Annotated in this window: 26 protein-coding genes; 15 read left to right on the plus strand and 11 right to left on the minus strand. The window is 63.0% G+C overall.

The features are described from left to right. Window positions 1-4: 4 nt before the first annotated feature. The gene (gene modA / locus BLQ85_RS03890; RefSeq protein ID WP_074574933.1) at window positions 5-760 is read right to left on the minus strand and encodes a molybdate ABC transporter substrate-binding protein; all 756 of its coding nucleotides are present in this window, start codon (window positions 758-760) and stop codon (window positions 5-7) included. Window positions 761-879: 119 nt separating this feature from the next. Between modA and BLQ85_RS03895 the strand changes: the two genes are divergently transcribed. Then, window positions 880-1,665: a TOBE domain-containing protein gene (locus tag BLQ85_RS03895; protein ID WP_074574935.1), complete on the plus strand. Its 786-nt coding sequence runs from the start codon at window positions 880-882 to the stop codon at window positions 1,663-1,665. Between the two features lie 3 nt (window positions 1,666-1,668). On the opposite strand, the gene BLQ85_RS03900 is transcribed toward BLQ85_RS03895, so the two are convergent. Genes BLQ85_RS03900 through BLQ85_RS03935 form a run of 8 tightly spaced genes read right to left on the minus strand, consistent with a single transcriptional unit; the run spans window position 1,669 to window position 9,100 of the window. Then, entirely contained in the window at window positions 1,669-2,508 is an 840-nt protein-coding gene (locus BLQ85_RS03900) for a heme ABC transporter ATP-binding protein (RefSeq protein WP_074574937.1), read from the minus strand. Between the two features lie 3 nt (window positions 2,509-2,511). Then, complete coding sequence (locus BLQ85_RS03905; protein ID WP_074574940.1) at window positions 2,512-3,570, minus strand: FecCD family ABC transporter permease; 1,059 nt, start codon at window positions 3,568-3,570, stop codon at window positions 2,512-2,514. Further along, window positions 3,567-3,950: a VOC family protein gene (locus BLQ85_RS03910; RefSeq protein ID WP_074574941.1), complete on the minus strand. Its 384-nt coding sequence runs from the start codon at window positions 3,948-3,950 to the stop codon at window positions 3,567-3,569. Before BLQ85_RS03910 ends, BLQ85_RS03905 begins: the two co-directional genes overlap by 4 nt. A 23-nt stretch (window positions 3,951-3,973) precedes the next feature. Then, window positions 3,974-4,906, minus strand: a complete 933-nt coding sequence (locus BLQ85_RS03915; protein ID WP_074574943.1) for a heme/hemin ABC transporter substrate-binding protein — start codon at window positions 4,904-4,906, stop codon at window positions 3,974-3,976. A gap of 39 nt (window positions 4,907-4,945) precedes the next feature. Beyond that, a complete protein-coding gene (locus BLQ85_RS03920) occupies window positions 4,946-5,326 on the minus strand; it encodes a VOC family protein (protein WP_074574945.1) in 381 nt (126 codons plus the stop codon). Then, a complete protein-coding gene (locus BLQ85_RS03925; RefSeq protein WP_254779680.1) occupies window positions 5,323-6,462 on the minus strand; it encodes a hemin-degrading factor in 1,140 nt (379 codons plus the stop codon). The genes BLQ85_RS03920 and BLQ85_RS03925 overlap by 4 nt, the downstream gene beginning before the upstream one ends. Then, window positions 6,459-6,818: a hypothetical protein gene (locus BLQ85_RS03930; protein WP_074574947.1), complete on the minus strand. Its 360-nt coding sequence runs from the start codon at window positions 6,816-6,818 to the stop codon at window positions 6,459-6,461. Before BLQ85_RS03930 ends, BLQ85_RS03925 begins: the two co-directional genes overlap by 4 nt. A 38-nt stretch (window positions 6,819-6,856) precedes the next feature. Continuing rightward, window positions 6,857-9,100, minus strand: coding sequence for a TonB-dependent hemoglobin/transferrin/lactoferrin family receptor (locus BLQ85_RS03935; protein WP_074574949.1), 2,244 nt, complete (start codon window positions 9,098-9,100; stop codon window positions 6,857-6,859). Between the two features lie 351 nt (window positions 9,101-9,451). Between BLQ85_RS03935 and ahpC the strand changes: the two genes are divergently transcribed. From ahpC to BLQ85_RS04000, 13 genes are all read left to right on the plus strand, one after another. After that, on the plus strand, window positions 9,452-10,015 hold the full coding sequence (gene ahpC, locus BLQ85_RS03940) for an alkyl hydroperoxide reductase subunit C (RefSeq protein WP_007874200.1): 564 nt from the start codon (window positions 9,452-9,454) through the stop codon (window positions 10,013-10,015). Window positions 10,016-10,122: 107 nt separating this feature from the next. Further along, complete coding sequence (gene ahpF / locus BLQ85_RS03945) at window positions 10,123-11,694, plus strand: alkyl hydroperoxide reductase subunit F (protein WP_074574950.1); 1,572 nt, start codon at window positions 10,123-10,125, stop codon at window positions 11,692-11,694. Window positions 11,695-12,186: 492 nt separating this feature from the next. Then, window positions 12,187-13,350 (plus strand): PepSY-associated TM helix domain-containing protein, encoded by a 1,164-nt coding sequence (locus tag BLQ85_RS03950; RefSeq protein WP_074574952.1) that lies wholly within the window; start codon window positions 12,187-12,189, stop codon window positions 13,348-13,350. Beyond that, window positions 13,347-13,541 carry a hypothetical protein gene (locus BLQ85_RS03955; RefSeq protein WP_074574954.1) on the plus strand — a complete coding sequence of 65 codons (195 nt, stop codon included), beginning with the start codon at window positions 13,347-13,349 and terminating at the stop codon, window positions 13,539-13,541. Before BLQ85_RS03950 ends, BLQ85_RS03955 begins: the two co-directional genes overlap by 4 nt. A 185-nt stretch (window positions 13,542-13,726) precedes the next feature. Beyond that, on the plus strand, window positions 13,727-14,500 hold the full coding sequence (locus BLQ85_RS03960; protein ID WP_074574957.1) for a ferredoxin--NADP reductase: 774 nt from the start codon (window positions 13,727-13,729) through the stop codon (window positions 14,498-14,500). 133 nt (window positions 14,501-14,633) lie between these two features. Further along, window positions 14,634-15,110, plus strand: coding sequence for a bacterioferritin (bfr, locus tag BLQ85_RS03965; protein WP_074574959.1), 477 nt, complete (start codon window positions 14,634-14,636; stop codon window positions 15,108-15,110). A gap of 349 nt (window positions 15,111-15,459) precedes the next feature. After that, entirely contained in the window at window positions 15,460-17,766 is a 2,307-nt protein-coding gene (locus tag BLQ85_RS03970) for a TonB-dependent receptor (protein ID WP_139200879.1), read from the plus strand. A gap of 91 nt (window positions 17,767-17,857) precedes the next feature. After that, window positions 17,858-18,565: a Fe2+-dependent dioxygenase gene (locus BLQ85_RS03975; protein WP_074574961.1), complete on the plus strand. Its 708-nt coding sequence runs from the start codon at window positions 17,858-17,860 to the stop codon at window positions 18,563-18,565. Between the two features lie 262 nt (window positions 18,566-18,827). Beyond that, entirely contained in the window at window positions 18,828-19,073 is a 246-nt protein-coding gene (locus tag BLQ85_RS03980) for a (2Fe-2S)-binding protein (protein WP_074574963.1), read from the plus strand. A 134-nt stretch (window positions 19,074-19,207) separates the two neighbouring features. After that, window positions 19,208-19,894 carry an energy transducer TonB gene (locus BLQ85_RS03985; protein WP_074574964.1) on the plus strand — a complete coding sequence of 229 codons (687 nt, stop codon included), beginning with the start codon at window positions 19,208-19,210 and terminating at the stop codon, window positions 19,892-19,894. A gap of 31 nt (window positions 19,895-19,925) precedes the next feature. After that, window positions 19,926-20,639 (plus strand): MotA/TolQ/ExbB proton channel family protein, encoded by a 714-nt coding sequence (locus tag BLQ85_RS03990; RefSeq protein WP_007874172.1) that lies wholly within the window; start codon window positions 19,926-19,928, stop codon window positions 20,637-20,639. 66 nt (window positions 20,640-20,705) lie between these two features. Then, complete coding sequence (locus BLQ85_RS03995; RefSeq protein WP_074574966.1) at window positions 20,706-21,116, plus strand: ExbD/TolR family protein; 411 nt, start codon at window positions 20,706-20,708, stop codon at window positions 21,114-21,116. A gap of 147 nt (window positions 21,117-21,263) precedes the next feature. Beyond that, the gene (locus BLQ85_RS04000) at window positions 21,264-21,476 is read left to right on the plus strand and encodes a hemin uptake protein HemP (RefSeq protein ID WP_139200880.1); all 213 of its coding nucleotides are present in this window, start codon (window positions 21,264-21,266) and stop codon (window positions 21,474-21,476) included. Window positions 21,477-21,680: 204 nt separating this feature from the next. On the opposite strand, the gene BLQ85_RS04005 is transcribed toward BLQ85_RS04000, so the two are convergent. Beyond that, entirely contained in the window at window positions 21,681-22,088 is a 408-nt protein-coding gene (locus tag BLQ85_RS04005; protein WP_074574968.1) for a GlcG/HbpS family heme-binding protein, read from the minus strand. A 189-nt stretch (window positions 22,089-22,277) separates the two neighbouring features. On the opposite strand from BLQ85_RS04005, the gene BLQ85_RS04010 reads away from it, so the two are divergent. Next, complete coding sequence (locus tag BLQ85_RS04010) at window positions 22,278-22,967, plus strand: Bax inhibitor-1 family protein (RefSeq protein WP_074574970.1); 690 nt, start codon at window positions 22,278-22,280, stop codon at window positions 22,965-22,967. Window positions 22,968-23,009: 42 nt separating this feature from the next. On the opposite strand, the gene rlmD is transcribed toward BLQ85_RS04010, so the two are convergent. Then, entirely contained in the window at window positions 23,010-24,470 is a 1,461-nt protein-coding gene (gene rlmD, locus BLQ85_RS04015; RefSeq protein WP_074574972.1) for a 23S rRNA (uracil(1939)-C(5))-methyltransferase RlmD, read from the minus strand. Window positions 24,471-24,475: the final 5 nt, after the last annotated feature.

Raw genomic sequence — 24,475 nt, forward strand, 5'->3', positions numbered from 1 at the left:
CGCTTCAGGGCTCGTAGCCGAAGGCGCGTATCACTGCCTTGGCCTTGTCGGTCTTGAGATAGGCCATCAGCTGCGCCGCGGCCTTGCTGTCCTTGGCCTTGGCCAGCAGCACCGCGTCCTGGCGGATGGGGCTGTGCAGCTTGTCGGGAACTATCCAGGCCGAGCCCGACTTGATCTTGCCGCCTTCGTAGACCTGCGACAACGCGATAAAACCGAGTTCGGCATTGCCGGTGGAGACAAAGCTGAAGGCCTGGCCTATGCTTTCGCCCTGCACCAGCTTGGGCTCCAGCGCGGCCTGCAGGCCCAGCTTGTTCATGGTTTCGACGGCGGCCGCGCCATAGGGTGCGAGCTTGGGCGCGGCGATGGCGATCCTTTTGAAGTCGCCCTTTTTCAGGACCTCGCCCTGCGCATCGACCAGGCCGGGCTGCGCCGACCAGAGCACCAGCTTGCCGGTGGCATAGGTGAAGCGGCTGCCGTTCACGGCAGCGCCCTCTTTCTCCAGCCTGGCGGGGGTTTCATCGTCGGCCGCGAGGAACACCTCGAAGGGCGCGCCGTTGCTGATCTGCGCGTAGAACTTGCCGGTGGCGCCAAAGGTCAGCACCGCCTTGTGGCCCGTGTCTTTTTCGAAGTCGGCGGCGATCAGTTTCATCGGCGCCGTGAAGTTGGCCGCGACCGCGACCTGGATTTCCTCGGCCAGCGCAGCGGCCGAGGCCAGTGCGAGGCACAGCACCGGTAGCCAGCGCAACACGATTTTGGGCATCTGGGGACTCCGAAGGTGAAAGATGGAGGGTATTGGGACAGGCCGACTTGGCAGCGCATGGCCCACCGCCCAAGCGCTATTCTATTTTAGAATAGCGCTGCCTGCCCCCCGGGCCTTCCATGAAAAAACCCGCAGCCCCATCCACCGCCCCTTCCTTCGCCAGCGCCTTGGGCCACGAACCGGCCGACAAGCGCATCGACATCCTGCGCCTGGTCGGCGAGAGCGGGTCGATCTCGCAGGCAGCACGCCAGGCCGAAGTCAGCTACAAGGCCGCCTGGCAGGCCATAGACACCTTGAGCAACCTGGCCGGCGTGGCGCTGGTGGAGCGCGCCGTGGGCGGTTCGGGCGGCGGCGGCGCGACGCTGACGCCGGCGGGCCAGAAATTGCTGGCGGTTGCCGGCCTCCTGAATGAAACCCGCAGCCAGGTGCTGGCCGGTTTCAAGTCCAACGAATTGCTGCTGCCGCGCGCGCTGCCCACGCTCTCCAACATGGGCGTGCGCACCAGCATGCGCAACCAGCTACCTTGCGAGGTCGACAAGCTGGTGCTGCGGGGCCAGGTAGCGCATGTGCATTTGAGGCTGGCCGGCGGCGCCGCGCTGGTATCGCGCATCACCAAAGCCAGCGCCGAGTTGCTCGGCCTGAAAAAAGGTCAAACGGTGCTGGCACTGTGCAAGGCCACGGCGGTGGTGGTCAGCGCGCAAAGCTCCGCACCACCAGTCGGGCAAAGCCTGAAGGGCCAGGCCGTGCGGATCAGCCGCGGCGCCGGCGGCGACGAGGTGTCGCTGCAGCTTGACGGTGGCTTGCAACTGGTGGGTTTTGCGGCGCCGGGCAGCGGGCTGAAAGCCAAAAGCCTGGTGCAGGCGCAGATTGACGAGTCGGCCGTCGTGATAGCCTTGTCGGCCTAGCGCCTAGACAGGCGCCTCAAAAAGGTACTGGCGCGGCCCTAGCGCCTCGCCCTGCTGCGCCACCGGGTGTGCGACCACACCCCAGACTTTTTCAATGCAAAGCGGCGTGAGCACTTCGGCGGTGGCGCCGCTGCCCACCACCCGCCCTTGCTGCAGCACCACACAGCGGTCGCTGTAGCGCAGTGCGAGGTTCAGGTCGTGCAGCACAGCCACCACACCCACGCCCTGGGCGGTGGCCCAGGCGCGCACGAGTTGCAGCATGCGGTGCTGGTGCTGGAGGTCAAGCGCGGCGGTGGGTTCGTCCAACAATAGCCAGCGTGTGGACTGGCCCGCCAGTGGCTCCCACACCTGCGCCAGCGCGCGCGCCAGGTGGACACGCGCTTTTTCACCGCCTGAGAGCGTGTTGAGCACTCGGTGCTGCAAATGCTCGACCGCGGTGGCCTGCATGGCTTGCAGCACCACGTCGGCTTCATTCCGGCCGGGATGGCGGCGGTGCGGATAGCGGCCCAGCTCCACCACTTCGCGCACGGTGAACTCGAACGCGACCTGGGTTTCCTGCGCCACGCAGGCGCGCATGCGGGCCAGCTCGGCCGGGGCATGGGCGGACAGGGCCTTGCCGGCCAGGTGGACATGGCCGCCCGAAGGTTGGCGCTGGCCGGTCAGCAGCGACATCAAGGTGGACTTGCCCGCGCCGTTGGGGCCCAGCACGGCCGTGACCTGGCCGGCGATGAATTGCGCTGACACCGCCTGCAGCAGCGAACGGCCCGGCACCTCGACGCCTACACCGGCCACTTCCAGCATGCCGGCCAGCGGCAAAAAGTCGGTCTGGTTGCGTGCGTTCATGGCTCATATCCGGCTGCGGAAATGCCGCAGCAACAGCAAAAAGAAGGGCACGCCGACAAAAGCCGTCAGCACGCCCAGCGGCAGCTCGGCCGGCTTGACCATGGTGCGCGCCACGCTGTCCGCCGCCAGCACCAGGGCCGCGCCGAACAGGGCCGAGCCCGGCAGCACGACGCGGTGGTCAGGCCCGGCCACCAGGCGCACGCAATGCGGCGCCACCAGGCCGATAAAGCCAATGATTCCGGTGGTGGCCGTGACGGCGCCTACCGACAGTGCCGTCAGCAGCACCGCAAGGCGCTTGATGCGCTCCACCGGCACACCCAGCAGCGCCGCCTGCGCCTCGCCCAGCGCGATGGCATTCAGCGGCCTGGCCAGCGCGATGCCCGAGCCCACGGCCGCCGTCACCACCGACAACACCAGGGCCACCGCGCTCCAGCGCGCGCCGCCCAGGCTGCCCAGCAGCCAGAACTGGATGTTGCGCAATTGCTCATCGGTAGCCAGGAAAGTCAGGTAGCCCAGGCCGGCACCGGCAAGGGCGTTGATGGCCACGCCCGCGAGCAGCATCAGGCCGACCCGCGTTGCGCCGTCCTGTTGCGACAGGGCATACACCAGCATGGTGACCAGCAGGCTGCCCGCGAAAGCCGCGGCCACCAGCGTCCAGCTGCCCAGCGTGCGCGGCATGTCGGGAAACCACAGACTGCCCAGCACGATGGCCATGCCGGCGGCCAATGCCGCGCCGCTGCTGACGCCTATGAGGCCGGGGTCGGCCAGCGGGTTGCGGAACAGGCCCTGCATGAGCGCCCCGGACATGCCCAGCGCCGCCCCTGCCGCTACGCCCAGCAATAGCCGCGGCAAGCGTATGTTCATGAAAACCAGGTGCTCAGGCGTGGGCTGGGCGCTGCCGCCCAGCATGTCGAGCAGCACGTTCCAGAGTTGCAAGGGACTGATGGCATAAGCGCCGCGCGCGCTGCCCGCGACGAAGCTCAAGGCCAGCAACAGCACGCCCGCGCCCAGCACCAGCGCCGCCGGCCAGCGCCTATGGTCGCCGTGCAAAGCGGCCTTCATGCGCTGGCCCTGCGCCTGGCGGCATGCGGGGCCGACTGCACCAGCAGCAGCCGGTTGCCTTCGCAGTCGCTGATGCCCCATTCGCGGCCCCACTCCTGCTCCAGCAGCGCGGGCAGCGCCTGGCCGGGTGCCGATTGCAAGGCCATGTGCCATTGTTCGATGTTGTCCACCAGCAAGCGGCAAGCAAAGTGCTGCGGCGCCATGTCGGCGCGGCGCTGCCAGAGCTGCACCGTGACCGACTCGCGCGTGAGCACGGCGATGACGCCGGGCACGCTGTGCCGCACGGCAAACCCCCAGCCGTCGCGGTAAAACGCCAGCGCCTGGCGCAAATCAGCGCAGTGCAGCACCACCGGCGTGCGTGCGCAGAGGACTTCGGTCATGGCGGTTCTCCTGGGCTGGTCGTTCATGCGACGGCCTTCAGGCCGGCCTGGTGCAGCTCGGCCACGGCCTGCGGCAGGCGCGGGCCGAAACCGATCAGGTAGAGCGCGTCCAGCGCCACCAGCGCGCGGCGCTTGTAGGCGGGCGTGAGCTCCAGGCCGGGGCGCTGCCAGAATTTTTCGAGCCCGCCGACGGCCTCTACGCCCTGCGTGGTGGTGACGATCACGTCGGGCGCGGCGGCGACCACCGCCTCGGGCGTCATGGCGCGGTAGCCGGCGAAATTGCTGGCGCTGCCGGCAGTGATCAGGGCGTTGTCCAGGCCCGCGTAGTTCAGCATCGCATGCGCGGCGGTTTTCTCGCCGGCCACCTGCGGCGAGCCCGAATGCGAAAGGATAAAGATGGCGCGGGGTTTGCGGCCGCCCCTGCGGGCCACGGCGGCCAGTACCTCGGCCCACTGGGCATCAAGTTTGGCCTGCAGCGCGGCGGCCTGGGCCAAGCGGGCCGTGGCCCGCCCCACCGCGGCAACCTTGCGCTGCACTTCAGTCCAGCTGTGGTCGGCCTCCACCAGTTCCACCTTGACGCCGGCGTTACGAATCTGGTCCATCACCACATGGGGGCCGGCTTCGGTCGTGCCTATCACCGCGTCGGGTTTGAGCGAGAGCAGGCCTTCGGCCGACAGCTGGCGCATATAGCCGACCTTGGGCGTCTGCAGGGCCGCGGCCGGGTAAAGGCTGGTGGTGTCGGTGCCGACGAGTTGCTTTTCAGCGCCCAGCGCGTAGACGATTTCCGTGGTCGCGCCGCTCACCGAGACGATGCGCGGCATCTTCGCCGGCACCTGGGCTTGGGCCTGCGCAGCAGTCGCAGACAGGCCGCAAACGCTGGAGGCGGCGGAAACCACCGGCAGTGAAAAATACCGCAAGGCGTCGCGCCGGCGGAGCAAAGAAGGGGCTGCTGTCATGGGAAGCCTTGTGGGGGAGTGTTTTACGCAAGGAAGTCTTCATGCGATGTTCTGCGCGATGCGCCAAAGCACGCCGGAAGGGTCGCCGAGCACAAAGTCGCGCTGACGCCAGGGCTGGTCTTGCGGCGCTGCGGTGCGCACGCCGTAGCGGGTCGCGATGTCCGTCTTCTGCAGCCGCGCCCACCAGCTTTCCACGTCCTGCACGATCAGGTGCATCATGAAATTGCTGGCGTGTTCGGCCACAAAAAAGTTCTGCAGGAAGAAGGCCGTGTCGCCCAGGCGCATATAGGCCAGGGTGTCGTCCGACCAGGGGACCTCAAAGCCAAGCTCTTCATAGAACCGCTTGGACAGCGCAAAGTCCTTGGCCGGCACAAAGGCCTTGATCTCCACGGCGCCGAAACCGTTTCCGGCATCGCTCATGCGGCTTCCTTGAATCTGGGCAGGCGCGCCACGATGTCGCGCCAGGCCTGCAGCTCGGGAACACCGGGCTTGCGCGCGCCGAAGAACATCGCCATCAGCTCGCCCGCGCCGTCGAAGACTTCCACCGAGGTAACCAGGCCCTCGGTCGTGGGCTTCTCCACAATCCAGGCACTCTTGACCATGTCTTCGCGCAGGTGCAGGTTAAAGCCCGAATCCAGCACATTGATCCACTGCGCCGTCGGCGTGACCATGGGCTCGACGCGCTTGACCGGCCCGGTATGGATCTGGATGCAGCCCGGGCTGCCGACGAACACCATGATGGGCGCGCCGTCCATGGAGGCTTCATCGAGCAGCTTGCGCACAATGCCCAGGTCGGCCCTCTGGGTGAAGCGGCCTTCGACCAGGCGAAAGGCCTGCTGGCGCTCGGCGCCGGCCTTGCCGATCAGGCCGAAAAACTCGTGCGTGTCCTTCATCTGGCTCCATCCCTGGGCCAGTGCGGCGGCATCGATTTCCGCGTCGGGCTTGGGCGCTTCTTTGGGCACGGCGGGGGTGAAGGCATAGCCCTTGCCGGCGTCACTGAACTGGTTGGCGACATCCCTGAAGGCTTCGCGGTCGGTCTCGGGCCGCGCGAACACCTTGTGCACGGCCACACCGTGCGCGTCAAAAAACTGCAGGCTTTCCGAGGCCGGATTTTTGGGATCATTGGCCGGCTCAAAGACGTAAAAACCGGCGTGCCAGCGGCTGAAGAAAATGCGCAGGTCGATCTCTTCGCCCAGGGCCAAGCCCATATGGCCCTGCGCGCTGATGTTGCGGTAGACACCGGTTTTTTCATGCACGGTGGCTTCATTGCGCGTGAGAGCCATCACCGGACCGCACAGCTCCAGCGCCTGCAGGATCTCGACCCAGGGGCCTTTGAGCGGCGTAGCCTTGAGGGCATGCTCGTGCGTACCCGCGTGGGCGGCAACGGCCTGGCCTTCGGTGATGCCCAGGCTCTCGGCGGCATCTTTGGCACGCTTGCCGCTGCTACGCGCGGCGGCGAAGCGCTCGCGCAGGGCGGCCGGGTTCAGGCGGGCCGTGCCGGCATCTGCATGGCTTGCGGCGTCGGGCCGCGTCTGGGTTTGAAGGACTGCGCTCATTGAAGGGTCTCCGGGGTTATGTGCCAAAGCACGCGGTGGGTATCAGAAGGGTCCGCAGGCAAACGCCCCTGCTGTGGCTGGTCGGGGCCGGGCTGCAAAAGCCGCATCCACAGGGGATGCAGGTTGGCGGCAATGGCCCTGAAATTCGGTGGCGCGCCGACATGGCGCGACAGCATGAGGAGGTTGTCGGTGATCTTTTGGGCCAGCAAGGCGCGCTGCCCTTCGCAACAGGCCTGGGCATGGCCGGTCATGAGCGCCAGCGTCCCGGCCAGCAGGGCTTGCGCCGGGGGCAGGCCACGCGTGTCGGCCGCACCGCTGTCGCCATCGTTGGAACCATGGTCGGGAAACTGGCTCATGCGCTTTCCTTCTGGCTTGTAAAAGGTACAGGTCGGTATCAAAAATCGGCGACCAGCGAGACGTTGAAGTACCGGCCCGGCTGGCTGTAGGCGTCGCGGAAGGAGGAGTTGGCCGCCACACCGCGGACGTCCGACCAGTTCCAGTACTTTTTATTCGTCAGATTGATCAGGCCGGCGTTCAGGCGCAGGGTTTTGCTGAAGCGCCACTGGCCGGTCAGGTCCAGCGTGGTCGCGGACGGCACGGCGAACTGCGCGGCCGCCACCGGCACCGCGGGCGGCGAGGCGGCAATGGTCTGCGCGCTGATGTCGTCGAACTTCTTGGCTGAGTGGTGGTTCGCATCCAGGCGCACATCCCAGGACGGGGTCTCATACTTCAGGCCGACACTGAGCTTGGCCGGGTCTATGGTGTCCAGCGGCTTGCCGGTGTTCTTCACGGTGCCGCGGGTGTAGCCGTAGGAGAACGGCGTGCTGAGCTTGCCGTCGCCGAACTTGCCCCAGTTCATGTCGCCCTTGATCTCAAAGCCGCTGATGGTGGCGTTGTCGATGTTGATCGACTGGATCACGGCGGGGTTGGCTGGGTTGCCGAAGGCGCCGCTCACGATGGCGCCGTCCTGGATCAGGTCTTTGAAGCGGCCGTAAAACACGGCCGTGTCGAAGCTCAATTGCTCCAGCCGCGCGCGCACCCCGAATTCGACGTTGCGGCTCTTTTCCGGTTTGAGGTTGGGATTGGGCACGGTGCGGTAGCCGCCGGCCAGGTTCTGGAAGAAACCGTTCACCTGCCCCGCATTGGGCGCGCGGAAACCACTAGCGTAGTTGCCAAAGAAACTCCACTGCGACGTGGCACGGTAGATGACGCCGACCTTGGGCGATACCGCCGAGCCCGACATCGACACCGCGGGCACCGGGAAGCCGGCCTGCGCTGCGTCTATCTTGAAGCTGTCGGCACGCACGCCCGGCGTCACGCTCCAGTCGCCCAGCATGAATTCATCCTGCACATAAACAGCGGTGGCGGTCTCCGTGGTGTCGGGGAAGCGCTTGAGCGGGAAGGTTTCACCGGCGGGCGGCACCAGGCCGGTCTGCAGGTTTTCGATTTTTGCGCTGGTGTGGTCCAGGCCGTAGGTGATCTTCTGCGCCGAGTTGGCGCCCGTGCGGATGGTTTTGTCGGCCTGAATGCTGGCCTGCAGCGTGCGTTCGCTGTAGCTCGTGTCGCGCACGCGCTCCTGCGGCAGCGCCGTGCGCCGCTCATAGGTGTAGTCCTTGGACTTCGCGTCCTGGTAGCTGAGCACGGTCTGGATGTTGTCGGTCAGTACGGTGTCGACTTTGTACCTGGCGTCCCAGGTGAGGCGGTCGCGATCCATCTTGCCGCTCGAATAGGAGTCCAGCACCGTGGCCGAACGCGCAGTCAGCAAGTTGTAGTCGCTCTTTTTGTCGACGTGCTCGAAGGTGATGACGTGTTTTTGCGAAGCGGTCGGCGTCAGCACGACCTTGCCCAGCAGGGAGTTGGTCTTGTCGCTTTGCGGATTGGGCACCGTGCGGGTAAAGCCGGTGCCGCTGTTGTCGCCGCGGTTCTCCAGTTCCTTGCCGCTGCTGGTGGCCAGATTCAGCTGCCAGGCCAGCATCTCGTTGACACGGCCGGCAATCGTGCCGCTGACGGCGCTCTCGTTGTTGTCGCCGCTGTAGCTGATGGATGCGCGGCCGCCCAGCGACTTGCCGTCCCGCAGGTAGTCGTCCGGCTCATAGGTGATGAAGTTGACCAGGCCGGCAATGCCGTCGGAGCCATACAGCGCGGAGGCCGGTCCCTTGACGATTTCGATGCGCTTGATGAGGTCTATGGACACGCTGTCGCGCCCGAAGGAATTGGGGCTGAAGGCATAGCTGCGCGGAATGCGTATGCCGTCCACCATCATCAACACGCGGTTGCCGTCTAGGCCGCGGATATTGAAACCGGCATTGCCCTCGCGGCCGGTATCGCCTTGCGCCAGACCGAAACGCGCCGGCGCGCGGCGCACGGAGACGTTGGGAATATTTTTGGCCGCATCGCGGATGTCCCTGATCTGCCCCTGCTCGATGTCGTCGGCATCGATCACGTCGATGGTTTGCGGGATGTCGTCGACCGACTGCTCGCCGCGCGAGCCGCTGACGACAATTTCTTTCAGGGCGGCGACTTGCACCGCGGCGGGCACCGTCTGTGCCTGCGCGGCAAAGCCGGCGCCACAGGCCAGGGCGGTCAACAGGGAGATTTCGCGCAGCGCGAAGCGGGAGGAAGGATGGATGGAAGTCATGCAAGCCCAAAGTAAGAGGTTTGGAGGGCTTGCTGCGGCAACGCGAATGAGCCTGTCGGCTCCCGGTCACTTGTGGCTGGCTCTGGAGAGATCGAAGTATATGCGAATTGTTCTCATTCGCAACATTTGGATGCAAAAAAATCAGTGAAACCTCCGTCCTGGCGCGTCTCCCGCTGTGTCATGGGTCACCATGAAGTCACAGGGAGCGGCAAAGATAGCGGCCGGACAAGCCGCATCGCACCTATCCAATCAATAGTCAATATCAATCGTTTATGAGTAGTTAAAAGTTATATACTATCGATTCGCCGGCAAGTTTTAGCCTTTTTTCATCACCTATAGGAATCCATCTAGATGTCCCTGATCAATACCCAAGTCCAGCCCTTCAAAACCCAAGCTTTTCTCAATGGCAAGTTCATCGACGTTTCCGACGAATCGCTGAAGGGCAAATGGTCGGTCCTGATCTTTATGCCGGCTGCATTCACTTTCAACTGCCCCACGGAAGTCGAAGATGCCGCCGACAACTACGCCGAATTCCAGAAGGCCGGTGCAGAGGTCTACATCGTGACCACCGACACCCATTTCTCGCACAAGGTCTGGCACGAAACCTCCCCCGCCGTCGGCAAGGCCAAGTTCCCGCTGGTGGGCGACCCGACTCACACCTTGACCAAGGCCTTTGACGTGTTCATTCCCGAAGAAGGCCTGGCACTGCGCGGCACCTTCGTGATCAACCCCGAAGGCGTCATCAAGACCGCCGAAGTGCACTCCAACGAGATCGCACGCGACGTCAAGGAAACCCTGCGCAAGCTGAAGGCGGCCCAATACACGGCAGCCCACCCCGGCCAGGTTTGCCCCGCGAAGTGGAACGAAGGCGCCAAGACCATCGCCCCGTCCATCGACCTGGTCGGCAAGATCTAAGCGCCCTGCTGCCCTCCTGACAAGGCCCGGGGGCCCGGCACATGTGTGCCGTCCCGGGCTTTTTTGTTCCCTTTTGATCCCGTTTTGCCATTGAAAGTGAGTCCCCCATGCTCGACGACGCCACCAAAGCCCAACTGAAAAGCTACCTCGAACGCGCCACGCAACCGATCGAAATCGTTGCCTCGCTCGACGAGAGCGAAGCCTCCGGCGAAGTGCTGTCGCTGCTCAAGGACGTCGCCGGGGCCTCGCCGCTGGTCAAGCTAACGGAAAGCCGCGACGACAATCACCGCAAGCCCTCGTTCTCGATCAACCGTCCGAGCGAAAACCACGGCCCGCGTTTTGCCGGCCTGCCCATGGGCCATGAATTCACCTCGCTGATCCTTGCCTTGCTGCAGGTCGGCGGCTACCCGCCCAAGGTCGAGCAGGCCGTGCTGGAGCAGATCCGCGCACTCGACGGCGATTTCGACTTCGAGGTGTATGTCTCGCTGACCTGCCACAACTGCCCTGATGTCGTGCAAGCCCTGAACCTGATGGCGGTGCAGAACCCGCGCATCAAGACCACGATGATCGAGGGCGGCACCTTCCAGGACGAAGTGAAGGAGCGCGAGATCATGGGCGTGCCCACGGTCTTCCTCAACGGCACCATGTTCGGCAACGGCCGCATGAGCCTGGAAGAAATCCTCGCCAAGATCGACACCAGCGGTGTGGAACGCGAAGCCAAGATCATCGACAAGAAGGAAGCCTTCGATGTTCTGATCGTCGGCGGCGGCCCCGCCGGCGCAGCCGCTGCCGTGTATGCCGCGCGCAAGGGCATACGCACCGGCGTGGCCTCGGAACGTTTCGGCGGCCAGGTGCTAGACACCATGGGCATCGAGAACTTCATTTCCATCAAGGAAACCGAAGGGCCCAAATTCGCCCACGCGCTGGAAGAGCACGTGCGCAATTACGACGTGGACATCATGAACCTGCAGCGCGCCAAGGCCTTGATCCCGAACAGCGGTCCGGACAAAAACCTGATCGAAGTCCAGCTTGAAAACGGCGCTTCGCTCAAGAGCAAGTCCATCGTGATTTCAACCGGCGCGCGCTGGCGCAACATCAACGTGCCCGGCGAGCATGAGTTCAAGAACAAAGGCGTGGCCTACTGCCCGCACTGCGACGGCCCATTGTTCAAGGGCAAGCGCGTGGCGGTCATAGGCGGCGGCAACTCGGGCGTCGAGGCGGCCATCGACCTGGCCGGCATCGTCGGCCATGTGACGTTGATCGAGTTCGACACCGCTTTGCGCGCCGATGCCGTGCTGCAGCGCAAGCTGAACAGCCTGGCGAACGTCACGGTGATCACCAACGCGCAGACCACCGAAATCACCGGCGACCAAAAGGTCAACGGCCTGGTCTACAAGGACCGCGCCGGCGGCGAACTGAAAACCGTGGCGCTCGAAGGCGTGTTCATCCAGATCGGCCTGGTGCCCAACACCGACTGGCTCAAAGGAACGGTCGAGTTGTCGAAACACGGCGAGATCATCGTCGACGCCAAGGGCCAGACCTCGGTACCCGGCGTGTTCGCGGCCGGCGACGTGACGACGGTGCCCTTCAAGCAGATCATCATCGCGGCCGGTGAAGGCGCGAAGGCCGCCCTCAGCGCCTTCGACTACCTGATCCGCAGCCCCATCGCTGCGCAATAAGCCCTTGGCATGATGAAGCGCTGAAAGCCAAAAAGCCGCCCCGACCGGGCGGCTTTTTTTTGCGTCACAGGACGGGAATCCCGCCAAAAACCGGACGAACCCTAGCGTCTTTCAGATGAGAATTACTCTCATTGATGCTATAGTCCGCAGCGCCCTTTCCCTTTGTTCTCTTCCGCTAGCCAGACATCCCAGCAGCCTCTCGCGCTGCCAGGCGCAGCAAGCCAACAACCTGCCCACGCGGCTCCTGAATTTCCGCCACTCGCCGTGGCGCATCGGGCCGACGTGTGCACGCCAGTTTCCTGGCGTTCCTCCCCGGAGTTTTGACTTGTCCAGCTCGAACTTGACGTGCACCACACGCCGCCTGGCCCCGTTCAGCGTTCTTTCCCTGGCCACCGCGCTCCAGGATGGCGGCACGGCCTGCACACCCCCAGCGCCGCACGGCCGAAGCTGATGTGCACCACCTACCGTTTCTAGGCATGAAGGAGAACTACGATGAACAGCCGCAAGGTCAAAACCTGGACCTGGATCCACAAATGGAGCAGCCTGGTCTGCACGGTCTTCATGCTGCTGCTGTGCCTGACCGGGCTGCCTCTGATTTTTCACCATGAGATCGGCCATTTATTGGGTACTGAAGTGGAAGTGCCAGACCTCCCCAAAGACACGCCGCGCGCCAGCCTCGACAAGGTGATGCAGGTGGCGCAGGCCTTGCACCCGGGCAAGGTGCCCATGTTCGCCTCACACGAGATCGACGACGACCGCTTCTGGTACGTCACGCTGGGTGACACGCCGACCTCCGAGGTCGGCAACAAAACCGTCGCTGTCGATGCGCGCAGCGCCGCAGTGCTGGCGCAGCCGAAGTTCGACGAAGGTTTTATGTACATCATGCTCAAGCTGCATGTGGACCTGTTCGCCGGGCTGCCCGGCAAGCTGTTCCTGGGCTTGATGGGCCTCTTGCTGCTGCTGGCGATTGTTTCGGGCGTGGTGCTGTACGCACCCTTTATGCGCAAGCTGGAGTTCGGCGCCGTGCGGCAAAGCCGGCCGCGCGCCAGATGGCTGGACCTGCACAACCTGCTGGGCATCGTGACTTTGGTGTGGGCCTTCACCGTGGGCGCCACCGGGATGATCAACACCTGGGCCGATCTGGTGATCAAATACTGGCAGTACGACCAGCTCAGCGCGCTGCTGGCACCTTACCAGGGGCAAAAGCCGCCGGCTCGGCTGGCCTCGGTGCAGCAGGCGGCATCGTCGGCCACCGCGCTCGCCCCCGATATGAAGATGGCTTTCATCGCCTTTCCGGGCACGACGTTTTCCAGCCCGCACCACTACACGGTGTTCCTGCGCGGCAATGAGCCTTTCAATTCACGCCTGCTCAAGCCGGTGCTGGTGGATGCGGGTACCAATGCGCTCACCGCCAGCCCGCCGCTGCCCTGGTACCTCACCGCGCTGCTGGTATCGCAGCCGCTGCACTTCGGCGATTACGGCGGCATGCCCATGCAAATCCTCTGGGCGCTGCTGGACATCGCCACCATCGTCGTGCTGGGCAGCGGCCTCTACCTGTGGATCAAGCGCCGCAACCCGGCGGCGAAACCAACCACGACCACACATGTGCCAGAGCCGCGCGCCCTCGGCCGCAAAGCACCGGACGGTGCCGCATGAACGCATTGACGAACTCCTTCTGGCGCCTTTGGCGCTGGCCCCTGATGCTAGGCCTGCTTAGCACCAGCGGCTTGCTGAGCGCACTGGTCTCCGACGGCTGGGGCGACTGGTGGGCCTGGTTGAGCCTGGGCCTGCCGGTCGCCGTGATGGCCTGGTTCGCGTGGGTGCCCCGCAAACCGGACGGGCGCTGAGCAGCAGCGAGACCTTGGCGCCGGCATGGCGTCGCAGGGCTCGCGAACGACAGCTTCGCGCAGGCGATAAAATACGACGCTGCTCACGCACGATCTGAAGGCTGAACTGAAGGAGTGCGCGGCGGGCCTCCTGCCCTCTTGCATTGTCCAAACTACTTTTCGTTCTTTCCTTCTTCCTTTTTCTCATGAGCGCCTTTAACACCGAACGCATTATTTCCGTCCACCACTGGACCGATACGCTCTTTAGCTTCACTGCCACGCGCGATCCCGGCTTTCGTTTCGTCAACGGCCAGTTCACGATGATCGGCCTGCCCGTCGACGGCAAGCCATTGATGCGCGCCTACAGCGTAGCCAGCGCCAACCATGAAGACCAACTGGAATTTTTCAGCATCAAGGTGGCCAACGGCCCGCTGACCTCCCGGCTGCAACACCTGAAGCCTGGCGATGACATCCTGGTGGGCCGCAAGCCCACCGGAACGCTGCTGCTGCAAAACCTGCTGCCCGGCAAGACGCTGTGGCTGCTGGCGACTGGCACCGGCCTGGCACCCTTCCTCTCGCTGATCAAGGACCCCGACACCTACGAGCGCTTTGAGCGCGTGGTGCTGGTGCACGGCTGCCGCACCAGCGCCGAGCTGGCTTACCGCGGGCTGATCGAGCACGAGTTGCATGAGCATGAGTTCCTGGGCGAACTGGTGCGCGGCCGGCTGATGTACTACCCGACCGTGACGCGCGAGCGCTTTCGCAACGAGGGTCGCATCACCGAGCTCATGCAGTCGGGCAAGATCTACAGCGACCTCGGCTTGCCGGCGATCTCGACGGAAAACGACCGCCTGATGCTGTGCGGCAGCCCCGACATGCTGCGCGACATCAAGGCCATGCTGGAAGCCCAGGGTCTGGAAGAGGGCAATATGCAGCATGCCGGCCACTTCGTGGTGGAGCGCGCCTTCGCCGAGCGCTGAACGCCGGCCCCGCAGCAATACGAACGGTTCTCACAATCAAACGCAAGCAGACCGCGCCAGCGGGGGAATGCTTGAGTTGCGAGCTGCGGCCAGTGACAATGGGCGATCCGAACTACAACGATAAGGAATTCCCATGAAAGGCGACGCAAAAGTCATCGCTCATCTGCAGGCGCAGCTCAAGAATGAACTGACGGCCATCAACCAGTACTTTCTGCACTACCGCATGTACAAGCACTGGGGCCTGGACAAGCTGGCCAAGAAGGAATACGAGGAATCCATCGGCGAAATGAAACACGCCGACAAGCTGATGGACCGCATCTTCATGCTCGACGGCCTGCCCAACCTGCAGGACCTGGGCAAGCTGCTGATCGGCGAGGACGTGCTGGAAGCCCTGAACTGCGACCTGAAAGCCGAAACCGGCGCGCAGGCGACGATCAAGGACGGCATCGCCCACTGCGAAAGCGTGCGCGACTACGTCTCTCGCGACCTGCTGCAGGAGATCCTGGACGACACCGAAGAGCACATCGACTTTCTGGAAACCCAGATCGAGCTGGTCGCCAAGGTCGGCATGCAGAACTACCTGCAAAGCCAGATGGGCGAGATCAGCTAAGCCCTGGCGGCAAGCCCGCACCTTTGGTGCGGCTCAACAAAATACGGGGCCTGTGGGCCCCGTCGTCGTTTCGGCAGCTTGTGCCGCCTGTCTCATTCCCGCGCGACCCCGTCTTGCAATCCGCTTTGGTCCCTCGGTTTTGCATTTTTGCCACAAAAACAAGCCTTGCGGCACCCAATTCTTCATCGTTCAGAAACAAGATATTACGAATCATTATCATTTGAGATAAACTTCGAGCGATCTTTTCGAGCCAGCCAACTCGCGTCCCTTTTCGGTGATTTCGGGCCAGCCAAGCTTTTTCCTGAACCCGGTCCGCCTGCCACAGGCCGGACCTTGCTTGGAGGCCATCTTGGCACACCCGTCCGCTCGCGCCGCAAAAACTGCGCGCAACAAAAAGAACCGCAATGCCGGTACCAACAGCTTCGCCCCTCTCGCCGCGCCAGCGGCTTCTGCCTCATCCTCCGACAAAGCCCTGCTGCCGCTGGGCGCGCTGATGCTGGCTGTATCAGTGTCCGGATGGGCGCAAAGCGCCGCCCCGGCCCCCGCCGCCGCAAGCACCACGACCTCCACACAGGCCGAGGGAAAAACCCTGGCGCCCGTCACGGTCACAGGCACGCGCGACCGCGAGAACCAAACCTACCAGAGCGGCATCACCAGCGTCGGCAAGATGCCCGTGGCGGCCAAGGACATCCCCCAATCGCTGACGGTCGTCAATGAAAAGCTGATGCACGACCAGGGCAAGGACAGCTTCAAGAGCGCCCTGGAAAACGTCATCGGCATCACGTTTGAAGCCGGCGAAGGCGGCCGCGTCGGCGACAACATCCGCCTGCGCGGCTTCAGCGCGGCGGGCGACATTTACCTGGACGGCATGCGCGACATCGCGCAGTACAACCGCGACAATTTCAACACCGAGCGCGTGGAAGTCCTGCGCGGCGCAGCCTCCATGCTGTTCGGCCGCGGCTCCACCGGCGGCGTGATCAACCAGGTCAGCAAGCAGGCGCGCCTGATCACCGAACACGAGGTGAACGCCACTGTCGGCACCAAGGGCTACCAGCGCTACCAGGGCGACTTCAACTTCAAACTGGACGACGATGCGGCCTTGCGCATCAACGCCATGGCCACCGACGGCGATGGCCGCGGCGAAAACGCCAGCGCCTCCACCCACCGCCGCGGCCTGGCGGTGGACTACCGTTTCGGCATCGGCACGGCCAACGAATTTGAAATCAGCTACTACCACCTGCATTACAACGACAAACCCGACTGGGGTTTTGCGTGGCTCAATAGCCGTCCCGCGCCCTCGCCGACCAACAAATACTGGTATGGCCTGAACACCGACTTTCAAAATGACAAGGCCGATGCTCTGACGCTGTCGCACACGCACCGCTGGGCCGATGGCAGCAGCCTGAAGACCACGCTACGCGACGGTTATTACTCACGCGCCATGTGGGCCACGCAGTCCAGTTTCGCCGCGGGCACCACGATCTTCAACCTGAATCCGAACACGGTGGTCAACCGTAGCAATAACTCCAAGTCGGGCAAGGAGCATCACACCTTCCTGCAGACGGACTACCTGACAAGCACCAACTGGTTTGGACGCAAAAACAGCATTCTTGTCGGCGCTGAATATGCGGTTGAGAACTCCAGCCGATCCACCTATCCGTCCATAACCAACGCGCTCACGCCAAAACCCTCGACCACGGTTGGAAACCCGATCAGCGCAGGTATCGGTGGCAATCTCACGGATCGTGTCGCAACGCAATTCAAAGCCACCACGCTGGGGCTTTACGGACAGGACACCCTTGAACTTACCCCTTATTGGAAACTGGTGGGTGGGCTTCGGATCGATAACTTCCGGGGAGACTTCGACCGCTCTGGAAATGCCGCACCCAACAATACTCGTCTGAAGCGATCGGACACATTGCTCAGCAAACGTCTGGGCGTGATGTTCCAGCCGACGGAAGAAGTGAGCTATTACGCGGCGTATGGCACCTCCTTCAATACCCAGGGCGATCTCTACCAGTTTGATGCGCAATCGGCCAATACACCGCCCGAGAGCAGCCGCAATATGGAAATCGGCGCCAAATGGGAACTCTATGGCGGTGACCTGTCACTGCGCGCCGCACTGGCACGCACTGAAAAATACAACGAGCGCAACACCGACACAACGGGCCCAAGCCCATTTGATTCCTATATTTTGTCCGGCAAACGCCATACCGACGCCCTCGAATTCGAAGTCGCAGGCCGAATCACGCCCCAGTGGGATATTTTTGCGGGCATTGGCTTCCTCAAAGCCAGGATCGACCAATCCGGCAGCAGTCCGGCAAGCCAAGCCGAGGTGGGCCAAAACCCGGGCCTGAGCCCAAGCCGCCAGGCCAACCTGTTCACCACTTACCGCATAGGCGACAAGTGGCGCATCGGCGGCGGCTTCACTGCCGTCAGCACCAACAAGCCGGCCAACAGCGTCACCACCTTCAACCGCGCACCCGGCTATGTCAAAGCCGACGCGCTGGTGGAATACCGCATCAGCGAAGGCAATACCGTCAAGCTGAACATCGACAACCTCTTCGACAAGGTCTACTACAACACGCTGTACCGCGGTTTCGCCGCGCCCGGCGACGCACGCAGCGTGCGTGTGACGCTGACCAGCAAGTTCTGATTCGAAGAAGCGAATTTTTTCAAGGTTTTGGGCACCTGGGGGATACTCCGGGTGCCTTTTTCATTTCAGCGATCTTTCCGGAGATTCCTCCATGCTGCTTCGCATTCATCAAGCCCTCCAGCCCGACGAACTCGCGCAGGTCCGCGAGCTGATCCTGGGCGCCGACTGGGCCGACGGCCGCATCACCGCCGGCAGCCAGAGCGGTACCGTCAAGAACAACCGGCAACTGCCCGAAGAATTGCCGGCCGCCCAGCAGGCGCGCCATATCGTGTCGGTGGCCTTGGCCCGCAACCCCATGTTCGTCACTGGGGCGCTGCCCAAATCGGTCTATCCGCCGCTGTTCAACCGCTACGGCGGCGACGCCAACAACTTCGGCAACCACATCGACAATGCCGTGCGCACGCATGCGGCCACGGCGCGCCATGTCCGCACCGACATCTCCTGCACGCTGTTCCTGAGCGATCCGGCCAGCTATGACGGCGGCGAGCTGGTGGTGCAGGACACCTATGGCGAACAGCGCATCAAATTCGAGGCCGGTGACCTGGTCATGTACCCGGGCACCTCCGTGCACCGCGTTGAGCCGGTCACGCGCGGCGAACGGCTGGCCTGCTTTTTCTGGATCGAAAGCATGGTCCGCTCCGATGCCCAGCGCCGGCTTCTGTACGAGATGGACATGGCCATCACCTCGCTGCGCCAGAAAGACCTGGAACGCGCGGCCCAAGGCGCCGCCGAAAGCCCGGAAGTGGTGCGCCTGACCGGCTGCTATCACAACCTGCTGCGCATGTGGGCTGAAGTCTAAAGGCCTCGCCGGACATCACCCCTACCGCTGGGGGCCTTTTGGGGCCGGGGAGCGCGGCCGTGCCCCGCCCGAACACTACAAAATTCATAGCATCAAAGGCTTGACAGTCATTGCTCAGCGGGATTTCCAGGCTACGCTGGACGGTGAATGGTGTGCCGGCGGCAGCCCTGTATCGAAATAATGCCCCTTAAGATTGCAAATGCGACAGATTCGCATTTATAATCTACGCATCGATTGAATCAATCCCCAGCCAAGCCACTCCATGATTGTTTGTGTCTGCCGCCGTATCTCCGACCGCGAAATCGTCCGCCATGCCCGTGCGGGCCTGGGCTTTGACGAGATTCAGTTCGAACTCGGCGTGGCCACCCAGTGCGGCCAGTGCGAAGGTTGCGCCCGTGACGTGGTGGCGCAGTGCAGCAACAGCTGCCCGACCGCCAACATCAAGCTTGCCACCCATACACAGGAAGGCGGCCCATGGAACATCTTGCAACACTCACCCCAAGCCTGATCGCGGCACTTCCTGCCAGCCTGGTCCTGGTGGTAGCTTCCACGTGGTGGATCTTCCGCCGCTGATTCTGCTCAAACATCGTTAGAACCGGACCGCGACACATTCGCGGCCCTTCGCCTACCCACCATTTCCCGATGACCGCCACCTTTTCCACCGCCCCGCGCCCGCCCGCGCCACGCCAGCCCCTGAGCCGGAATGCCGTGATCGCCCTGGTCGTGGTCGGCCTGCACATCGGCTTCATCTGGGCACTGCAGAGCGGCCTGCTGATGCGCGCCGCGGAAATCGTGGTGCCTGTGGAAATCCTGACGCAGTTCGTCGACCCGCCAGCCCCCAAGGTGGAACCCGTTCCCCCAACGCCGCCTACGCCCCCGGTTCAGAAAAAAGCCATCGCCAAAGCGCCCGTGCAGCCAGCGCCCCAGCCTCTGGCCATCACGGACCCAACGCCGTCGCCAAACGCACCGACTGGCGTGGTCGCGCCGCCGCTACCGCCGGCACCCGTTGCCGTGGCACCCGTGGCACCCGTTGCACCGCCTGCCGCTGTGCAATTGCCTTCCAGCGACGCTGACTACCTGTACAACCCCAAACCGCCCTACCCACCCATCAGCAGACGACGGGGTGAACAAGGCAAGGTGATGGTGCGCGTGCTCGTTGGCGTTGACGGACAGGTCAAGAAATCTGAGGTCCTTAAGTCCAGCGGCTTTGACCGGCTTGACCAGGGAGCTGTCAATGGCGTCTTGAAGTGGCGCTTTGTGCCGAGCAAGCGCGGCGGCGTACCTCAGGAAACATGGGTTGAGGTGCCCGTCATTTTCGTTATGGACTAACTAACTTTTTAAACCCGTGGAGTATTGATTCATGAATTCCCAATTCGGCCTTGCCAACGTCTGGAGCCAGGGCGATATCGTCACCAAATCAGTGGCGGTGCTGCTGCTGGTGATGTCGCTGGCCTCGTGGATGGTCATCATCATCAAGTCGCTGGACCTCATCAAATACAAAAAGATCGCCCGCGCGGCCGAAGACTTCTGGCATAGCGAGGATTTCGCGGCCGGCCTCACCAAGCTCGGCGGCGACCCAACCAACCCCTTCCGCCAGCTGGCCCTGGAAGGCCGCGAAGCCACCCTGCACCACCGCAACACCAAGGCGCACCTGCATGACGCTCTGGACGTGAGCGACTGGGTCACGCGCACACTGCGCAACACCATCGACGAATTCACCGGCAAGCTGCAGTCCGGCCTGGCCATACTGGCCTCCGTCGGCTCAACCGCGCCCTTCGTTGGCCTGTTCGGCACCGTGTGGGGCATCTACCATGCGCTGCTGTCCATAGGCGCGGCCGGCCAAGCGACGATTGACAAGGTGGCTGGCCCCATCGGCGAATCGCTGATCATGACGGCCCTGGGCCTGGCCGTAGCCATTCCCGCGGTGCTGGGCTACAACGCGCTGGTGCGCGGCAACAAGGGCGTTCTGCAAAAGCTCAACCGCTTCGCGCACGACCTGCATGCCTATTTCGTGACCGGCGCCCGCGTGAGCGCCGGCGGCCAGGCCAACGTCGTGGCCATGAAAAAGGCCTGAGCCCCATCCAAACAGCCCCCCGCGACCTGTAACGCGGGGCTCCCTATTCAGCGACCGAGAAGCACCATGGCCTTTGGAACCCAAGACGACAGCGATGACGTGATGAACGAGATCAACATGACGCCCATGGTGGACATCATGCTGGTGCTGCTCATCATCTTCATCATCACGGTCCCCGTGATGAAGCATTCCGTCAACATCGACCTGCCGCGCGCCTCCAACGAAGCGCAGAACATCAAGCCGGAAACGATTCGCCTGAGCGTGGACGCTGAAGGCAGCTATTTCCTCAATGAAACCAAGATCACCGATGAAGAGTTGGGCACTCAGCTCAAGGCCGCGGCAGCCCATAACCCGCAACCCGAGTTGCACATCCGCGGCGACAAATCGGTTCGCTATGAACGCGTGGCCCAGGCAATGGCGGCGGCGCAACAGGCCGGACTGCGCAAGATCGGCTTTATCACCGAACCCAAGAACTGATCAAAACTGATCAAGGCCTGCCACCTAAACCGCACGGCGGGCCTTCTCCTTTGACACAAAAAGAAAACACTTCGCAGCCCAAACTCGCTTGACTTTCAAATGAGAATGGTTATCATTAACTCAACGAAACCCAAACAGGTTTAAACCATGTCCATCGCATTGCCCCCCTCCAACACCTTAAGCCTTCCTGCGCGCGCGCCCGTGCACACAGAGACCGCTTCGGGCGGCCAGGGCAGTCCTGCGGCCACGGTCAACAGCACGGAAATCCTGCGCGGACAAAAGGCCGTGGAAATTAACCACAACGGCGCCACCTACCGGCTACAAGCCACGCGCCTGGGCAAATTGATTTTGACCAAATAAGGTCGCACACAGGTTTCAGCACAGTTTTTCATCAAGAGTTTCATCGTGGGGCGATCCGGGGCTACCAAGCTCCCAAGGTCGTTTTTAGCCAGCCACAGACTCCCCGGAGTTGTTTAGCCAGGCTTTTTTTCCTCGATATCAGGCTCATACCCACAAAAAAAGCCGACCCTGCGGTCGGCTTTCATGCCCCCTGGCAAGCGAACTTTAGAGCCCAATGGCGGCCATGCCTGCGCGCGCGATCTGCGCATCTTCACTGGATTTCACACCGCTCACGCCCACGGCACCAATGCATTGGCCGTCCTTCATGATGGGCACACCGCCTTCCAGCATGCCATGAAGGTAAGGTGCCGACAGGAAAGACATACGCCCGCCGTTGATGACGTCTTCGTAGATCTTGCTGTCACGGCGGCCCATGGCGGCGGTGTTGGCCTTGGCAGGCGCAAGGTGCGAGGAAATCGGCGGTGCGCCGTCCAGGCGCTGCAGGTGCAGCAAATGACCACCGTCGTCGACGATGGCGATGGTCACGGCCCAGTTGTTCTTGAGGGCTTCCGCCTCGGCGGCCGCGGCGATGGTTTTGACGTCTGCGAATTCAAGCACTGCTTTTGATTTCATGGTCTTCAGGATTTTCCGTTGATGGCAAAGACACCGAGCATACGCAAATTCGAGGCCCTCCTTCAAACCCATTGCCGCCAAATTAGCTTATAGAACCCTTACAAAAAGTAGGAAGTGCGGACTGGAAAAACGGCAATGCACCCTAAAATAATCTTGCCCGCATTTGCTGGCGCCCTGGAGACGACTCTCATGACTGACAATGTTCAAACCCTCGACTATGGCGTTGCCACAAGCGTCGAGCAACGCAACAAGGTCCTGCGCAACACCTATTGGTTGCTGGCCCTGAGCCTGTTGCCCACTGTGCTGGGCGCCTGGCTGGGCGTGGCGACCGGTATCACCCGTTCGCTGACAGGCGGACTGGGCCTGATCGTGTTCCTGGGCGGAGCATTCGGCTTTATTTTTGCCATTGAGAAGACCAAGAACTCGGCCGCCGGCGTGCCCGTGCTGCTGGGCTTTACCTTCTTCATGGGCCTGATGCTCTCTCGCCTGATTGCCATCGTGCTGGGCTTCAGCAATGGTTCCTCGCTGGTGATGACGGCGTTTGCCGGCACCGCCGGCGTGATGTTCGTGATGGCCAGCCTGGCCACCGTCATCAAGCGCGACCTGAGCGGCATGAGCAAATGGCTCTTTGCCGGCGCTCTGGTCATCATGGTGGCGGCCATCATCAACGTGTTTATCGGCTCGACCATGATGATGGCGGTGATCAGCACCCTGGCCATCGCGGTGTTCAGCGCCTACCTGCTGTATGACCTGAAACAGGTGATTGACGGCGGCGAAACCAACTACATCAGCGCCACCCTGGCCATTTACCTGGACCTGTTCAATATCTTCCAGAGCCTGCTGGCCCTGCTGGGGATCTTCGGCGGCGACAGCGACTAAAAACGCCCGCCTCGAAAAAAGGAGCCTCCTGGGCTCCTTTTTTTATGTTCGCTCGAATACCGCAATGGACTCCACATGCGCCGTATGCGGAAACATGTTGACCACGCCGGCCGCCGTGCAGTGCCAGGCGCCGCCGGCCACCAGCACACCCGCATCGCGTGCCAGGGTGGCCGGATTGCAGCTCACGTAAACGATGCGCCTGGGCGGCGTCCAGCCGTCCAGGGCCAGGCTTTGCTGGTGCTCGCCGTCGTCGCAGGGAACGCCGCTCGCGATCTGCTGCTCCAGGGCCGCCAAGGACTTGAACAACTCGAACGCCCCTTCGCGCGGCGGGTCTACCAGCCATTTGTCGGCGGCGCCGTCCTTGACCAGCATGGCCGGGGTCATTTCAAACAGGTTGCGTGCCACAAACCGGGTAGGAGCCAATGCCCGGCGGACGGGAGATGCCGCCCGGTTTCTTTCAAAGTTTTCACGGGACCGGGCCACCAGCACTTCGCTGCCCTCGATACCCAGCACCTCCCGGGCGCGTGTGGCCAGTGGCAGCGTGAAGTTGCCCAGGCCGCAAAACCAGTCAATCACCCGCTCATCCGGTTGCACGGCCAGCAGGCGCAGGGCCCGCGACACCAGCGCCTGGTTGATCTGCGGATTGACCTGGGTGAAGTCGGTCGGCTTGAAAGGCATGGTGATGCCGAATTCGGGCAGGCCGTAGCTCAGTTGCTGCGCCGCATCGTCCAGCAGCTTCACCGTCTCCAGCCCGCCGGGCTGCAGCCACCACTGCAGGCCCGGGTGGGCCGCGGCAAAGGCGCGCAAGCGTGCCAGGTCGCCTGCGCTGAGGGGTTCCATATGGCGCAGCACCATGGCCGTCACGTCGTCGCCGCACGCCAGCTCGATCTGCGGCAGGGTTTCTTTCGCGTCCATGCCGCCGATCAGCTCACGCAGCGGCACCAGCATGTCGCTGACATGGCGGGGCAGCACATGGCACTCGACCATGTCGGCCACGTAGCTGCTTTTGCGCTCATGGAAACCCACCAGCACTGTTCCCTTTTTGCGCACATAACGCACCGACAGCCGCGCGCGGAAGCGGTAGCCCCAGGCCGGCCCTTCAATCGGGCGCAGCAGGTTGTCCGCCCTGAGCTTGCCGATGTGCCGAAGGTTGTCTTCCAGCACTCGCTGTTTCACGGCCACCTGCGCGCCCGCGTGCAGGTGCTGCATCTTGCAGCCGCCACAGGCGCCGGTGTGCATGCCGAAATGCGGGCAGGCCGGGCGCACGCGCTGGGACGACTCACGGTGGATGGCCATGACCACGGCTTTTTCAAAGCTGCTCTTCTTGCGGTAGACGTTGGCCGTCACCTGCTCAAAAGGCAAGGCACCCTCGATGAACACCACCTTGCCGTCGGCCCGATGGGCAATGCCCTGGGCGTCGATGTCGAGCGACTCAACCTCCAGCAGGTCAGGCAGATAGTCTGCAGCAGCGGCGGGCTTGGTGATGGGGCTTTCTTCTGTCATGCACC

The organism is Polaromonas sp. JS666, from assembly GCF_900103405.1.
Taxonomy (GTDB): domain Bacteria; phylum Pseudomonadota; class Gammaproteobacteria; order Burkholderiales; family Burkholderiaceae_C; genus Polaromonas.